The 4637-nt window shown below is 71.7% G+C and carries 6 protein-coding genes; 5 read left to right on the forward strand and 1 reads right to left on the reverse strand.

The window, feature by feature from the left end; all coding sequences use genetic code 11:
- Positions 1-24: 24 nt before the first annotated feature.
- On the reverse strand, positions 25-594 hold the full coding sequence (locus AOK24_RS32470) for a MarR family winged helix-turn-helix transcriptional regulator (RefSeq protein ID WP_055723604.1): 570 nt from the start codon (positions 592-594) through the stop codon (positions 25-27).
- Between the two features lie 116 nt (positions 595-710).
- Between AOK24_RS32470 and AOK24_RS32475 the strand changes: the two genes are divergently transcribed.
- The 5 genes from AOK24_RS32475 to AOK24_RS32495 all read left to right on the forward strand — a co-directional run bounded on the left by AOK24_RS32475 (position 711) and on the right by AOK24_RS32495 (position 4604).
- Entirely contained in the window at positions 711-1223 is a 513-nt protein-coding gene (locus AOK24_RS32475) for a YceI family protein (RefSeq protein WP_055723605.1), read from the forward strand.
- Between the two features lie 108 nt (positions 1224-1331).
- Positions 1332-1742, forward strand: coding sequence for a cell division protein SepF (locus AOK24_RS32480; protein ID WP_193555232.1), 411 nt, complete (start codon positions 1332-1334; stop codon positions 1740-1742).
- Between the two features lie 542 nt (positions 1743-2284).
- Positions 2285-3583 (forward strand): biotin transporter BioY, encoded by a 1299-nt coding sequence (locus tag AOK24_RS32485; protein ID WP_079057102.1) that lies wholly within the window; start codon positions 2285-2287, stop codon positions 3581-3583.
- On the forward strand, positions 3580-3936 hold the full coding sequence (locus AOK24_RS32490) for a nucleotide pyrophosphohydrolase (protein ID WP_055723607.1): 357 nt from the start codon (positions 3580-3582) through the stop codon (positions 3934-3936). Before AOK24_RS32485 ends, AOK24_RS32490 begins: the two co-directional genes overlap by 4 nt.
- A gap of 188 nt (positions 3937-4124) precedes the next feature.
- The gene (locus tag AOK24_RS32495) at positions 4125-4604 is read left to right on the forward strand and encodes a DUF6099 family protein (protein WP_055723608.1); all 480 of its coding nucleotides are present in this window, start codon (positions 4125-4127) and stop codon (positions 4602-4604) included.
- Positions 4605-4637 lie beyond the last annotated feature (33 nt).

The following is a 4637-nucleotide window of genomic DNA, read 5'->3' on the forward strand; positions in this document are numbered from 1 at the left end:
GGGGGTAGGGGGTGGCGGGGGCGGCTACCGGACGCTCTGCGTGGGGCGTTCCTCGGTCGTCGTCTCCCGCAGGGTCTCCGGCCCTTCGTCCCGCGTCTCGTGGCCCTCGGCCCCCGCCAGGTCCGGCAACAGCCCGCACAGGGCGTTCACCTGCGTCGGGCCCATCACCTCGGTCAGTGCTTCGCGGACCGTTGTCGCCAGGGTGCATGACGTTTCGCGCAGGAGGTCGCGGGCCTTGTCCGTGAGCATCACGGCGATGCCTCGTTTGTCGCCGCAGACGGAGGCGCGGGTGACCAGGCCGGCGTGCTGGAGGCAGGCGATCTGGTAGGTGAGGCGGGTCTTGGGGCGGCCCAGGAGTTCTGCGATGCGGGTCATGCGCAGGCCCTCGGGGCGGTCCGCGAGGAGGCACAGGACCAGGAACTCGTCGTGGGAGACGTCCAGCCGGTCCTTGAGGAGCGTGTGCAGGCGTTGTTCCACCGCGCCGGTCGCGGCCAGCAGCAGCATCCAGCTCCGCAGCTCGCGGGGGAGCTCTCCGCCCTCCGCTTTTTCAGGGCATCCGGGCAGGTCGGTGGGGTGTTCCTCGCTGGCGGCCATGGGTTCGAGTGTATCGGCGGTGCCGATTTTCCCCACCGGGTTGTTCAGATTTGGATAACTGGGTACGCTTCCCTCGTCCAAATTTGGATGACCTTCTCGACCGGGAGTTGTGAACCATGACCGTCGCCGTCGCAACAGGGCTCTGGCAGCTGGACCCGACCACCACCACCGTCGCGCTGAAGCACAAGACGATGTGGGGTCTGGTCACCGTGAAGGGCGTCTTCTCCGGCGTCACCGGCAGCGGTGAGGTAGGCGAGGGGGGTGCCGCGACCGGCGTGTTCACCGTGGACGCCGCCTCCATCGACACGAAGAACACGAAACGGGACGTCCACCTGCGCTCCGCGGACTTCTTCGACACCGACAACCACCCGGAGATCACCTACGCCGTGCGGACGGCGGAACTGCGCGGCTCGGACCAGGTGCACGTCACCGGCCAGCTCACCGTGCGCGGCGTGAGCCGCCCGCACACCTTCACCGCCGCCCTCGCCGACGTCAGCGCCGACGCGGTCACGCTCAACGCCGAATTCGTCATCGACCGCAAGGACTTCGGGCTCGACTGGAACCAGCTCGGCATGATGAAGGACCGGACGACCATCACCGCCGCCCTGAGTTTCACCCGCCAGGGCTGACGCCGGCGCCGAGCGTGTGAACGGGGTGAGAACCGGCGCGTTGCTGTCGCCGTCCGTGTCGCTGTTGGGCCGAACGGGTGACATGGCGTAAGAATTGGCTGGTGCAGCATGGAACGCGAGTCAGTTCGGGGGGTGCCGGTGAACCGCTACGACGTCACCGATGAGCAGTGGGAAGGGCTCGCCCAGGTCGTGCCGCTCCGGGGGCGCGACGCGTGGCCCTCAGCGGTCGACCACCGCTCCCTCCCGGAGCCCGACACGGAGGCGCGCCGCCGCTTCGTGGTCCTCAGGATCAACGTCTTCGCCGACGCGAGAGAGGTGGCCGAGACCCTGATGGCCGGCATCCCGGTCCTCCTCGACCTCACCGGCGCCGAGACGGAGGTCGCCAAACGCGTCCTCGACTTCTCCACAGGCGTGGTCTTCGGCCTGGCCAGCGGCATGCACCGGGTGGACCGCAACGTGTTCCTGCTCACACCCCCGGGCACCGAGGTCAGCGGAATCATGGAGGGGGCGGGGGTCTAGGCGGGGACGCCGGGCGCTCCGGTGATGCCGTGAGCGGGCCGGGCGGCCTCGGACGGTATCGGGTGCGGGGCAGCTGAACCGGCGAGGCGGGGGTGCTGAGGCAGGCGTTTCGGCGCGGTCGTGTTCGCCTTGCCGGACCGGCGGTCGGCGCTCTCCCCCGGCGCCTTGCGAGAGCGAGTGCCGGAGTTCTGAGGGGCTCGGGCCGGAGCCGGCGCGGCGGAATGCCGGGCACTGCGGGTGGCGCGGGGCTGCGGCTGCCGGGAGGGCCTCTTCGAGTGGTGCGCGGGGGCTCCTCGCCGGGTGGCCGCTCAGGTCTCGCCCCTCAGCCGTGCCGGAGTCCGTACCGGCGTCAGGTCCGATGACGCGTCCGCCCTCTTCTCCGCGGCCTGGCAAGCTCCACCTGGCTGACAAACCCGACAGTCGCACCATCGCCGGTTTCGGTCAGTTGTGGTGACCGGATCGCGGTGGGGCGGTCGCTCGTTCGGGGGAACGTGGGGCGGGCGGAACGGTTCGCCCGGCCGGGGAACTCCTACGGTCCCGGCATGGCCGTATCCCGTGTTTCTCGTGCGTCGCAGCCCCGGTCGCAGCAGGCGGTTGCGCGGACCCTGCGTGCGCCGAGGGTGCCGCCGCCTCGTAGCCGGGCCGGGCGGGTGGCGGGCGAATCCGGTATCGCCGGCGTCGTTGCCGCGCTGCCGCCGTATCCCGGTTCTGGCGGGGAGCAGGGCGGGTCGGTTCGGCGGCCTCGGGTCATCGAGTTGCGGCTCTCCGCCTATGCCAACCACCGGCGTGGGGTCTACCGGCTGGGGCCGGTGACGTTGTTCAGCGGGCGCAGTGGGAGTGGGAAGAGCAGTGCGCTGCGCGCGTACGCGGCGTTGTCGCGGCTCGGGGGCGGGAGTGCGGTGCGGGAGGTGTTCACGGATGTGGCGGAGTGCGTGCCGGTGTGGGCGCGCGCGGACGGGGAGGGGCGGCGGGGATTCCGGATCGGGTGTACGGCGGACGGCCCCGAGGGTCCCGTCGCGCTCGACGTCGCCGTACAGGCCGAGCCGCGGATGCGGATCGTGGGGGAGCGGCTCAGCGTGGGCGGCACGGTGCTGCTGGAGACCGCGTTACGGGACCCGGCCCGGCCGTACGTGGACGCCGCCTGGCACACCGGCGGTTCGACGGCGCGGATGCGCGCCCCCTTCCCGGACGACCAACTCGGCACCGCGTTACTGCCGTTACGCGTCTCCGGACGTACCGACGCGCAGCGCCGCGTGATCGCCGCCGCCGAGCAGATGGTCGTCGCCCTGCGGTCCGTCTTCTTCTGCGACCCCGACCCTGACGCGATGCGCGTCCCCGTCCGCCCCGGCTCCGGGCGCCTCATGACCGGCTGCGACAACTTCGCTGACGTGGTCTTCCGCACCCGCGCCGAGTGCGCCCTGCGCCACGCCGCCCTGGTCGTCGCGGTGGACGCCGGATGCGCGGGCCCGGTCGTGGACCTGCGCGCCGAGGCGCTCGCGGACGGCCGCCTGCACGCCGTACTCGACCGCGGCGGCGGGATCACCGCGCTGCCGCGGCTCGGCGACGGCGAGCTGCGCCACCTGGGCCTCGCGCTGGCCCTGCTCACCGGGCCCGGCGTCCTGACGGTCGACGCGCCGCGCGAACTCCCCACGCCCTTCAACGCGTTGACGGTCCTCGCCGACAACTTCGACAGCCACCTCGACCTCCGGCAGCGGTACGCGCTCCTCGAACTCGCCGTCCTGATGGCCGAGCGCGGGCACCTCCGGCTGCTCGGCACCTCGCCCGACGCCTCGTGGGCGCACGGGGCGGGCGGGGTCACGGTGGTACACCTTGACGGGTGACAGGAGAGACCACCCCCCTCGACGTGCCGGAACTCCAGCGCAGGCTGGCCGAGTTCGCCGCCGCCCGCGACTGGCAGCCGTTCCACACCCCGAAGAACCTCGTCGCCGCGCTCAGCGTGGAGGCGTCCGAACTCGTGGAGATCTTCCAGTGGCTGACCCCTGAGGAATCGGCCCGGGTGATGTCCGACCCGGACACCGCCCACCGTGTACGGGACGAGGTCGCCGACGTGCTCGCGTATCTGCTCCAGTTCTGCGAGGTCCTCGGCGTCGACCCGCTCGCCGCGCTCGCGGCGAAGATCGAACGCAACGAGAAGCGGTTCCCGGCGGCGGGGGGCGCGGTCGAAGCGGAATGAGGAGGGTCGTGGAATGGCCACGTCCGTTGTTGCTGTGAGTAATCGTTCAGCCGTCCGAAACCGATTTGTTGTCCACAGATTTCCGCCTTCCTCTGGCTTTTCGTCTCACGGTCCCTCACTCTGGGTAGTGGACTGGTGAGTTGAGGCGGACGCGTGAGGAACGGGTCCTGGACGGACGGGGGTGGCCCATGGACGCGGTGCGGCTCATCCTGGCGAGCCGGTGGGCGCTGGCGAGGGGCGGTGACGGCGCCGAGCTCCTCGCGGAGGTGTGGCAGGCGCAGGCCCTCGCGCAGGCGATCGGCAGCCGTCTCGCGGTCTCGGGGCCGCCCGAGCTGCGCGGCGAGGCCCTCGGGCTGACGGAGCTCGCGGGCCGGGGCTGCGGGGTCCTCGACGCCCCCGACCTCGCGCCCGAGGACCTGCGCGCCGCCCAGCTCACCGAGCTCGACGACGCCCGCCAGGCCCTCCTGTGCCTCGGCGGCCTCCTCGGCGAGGTCGGCATCGCCCTCGTCGGCCTCGCCTCCACGGCCCCCGACCAGACGACGTACTGGCAGTGCATGGAGGCCATCGACGCGGCGGACGAGTCCAGGGACCGGGTCCTGGAGATGCTGCGGAAACTCGCGGCGAAGGAGGAGGCGGCGTTACCGGAGAGATCGGGGGACGCGGTGTGAGCGGAGGAGTGAGGGTGGATCGGGGCGGTGGGA

The sequence above is a fragment of the Streptomyces niveiscabiei genome (genome assembly GCF_001419795.1).
Classification (GTDB): domain Bacteria; phylum Actinomycetota; class Actinomycetes; order Streptomycetales; family Streptomycetaceae; genus Streptomyces; species Streptomyces niveiscabiei.

Excerpts from the sequence above, each read along its gene's own strand:
- AOK24_RS32470 (WP_055723604.1), bottom strand. The coding sequence starts at position 594 with ATGGCCGCCAGCGAGGAACACCCCACCGACCTGCCCGGATGCCCTGAA.
- AOK24_RS32485 (WP_079057102.1), top strand. The coding sequence starts at position 2,285 with ATGGCCGTATCCCGTGTTTCTCGTGCGTCGCAGCCCCGGTCGCAGCAG.
- AOK24_RS32495 (WP_055723608.1), top strand. The coding sequence starts at position 4,125 with ATGGACGCGGTGCGGCTCATCCTGGCGAGCCGGTGGGCGCTGGCGAGG.
- AOK24_RS32480 (WP_193555232.1), top strand. The coding sequence starts at position 1,332 with ATGGAACGCGAGTCAGTTCGGGGGGTGCCGGTGAACCGCTACGACGTC.
- AOK24_RS32475 (WP_055723605.1), top strand. The coding sequence starts at position 711 with ATGACCGTCGCCGTCGCAACAGGGCTCTGGCAGCTGGACCCGACCACC.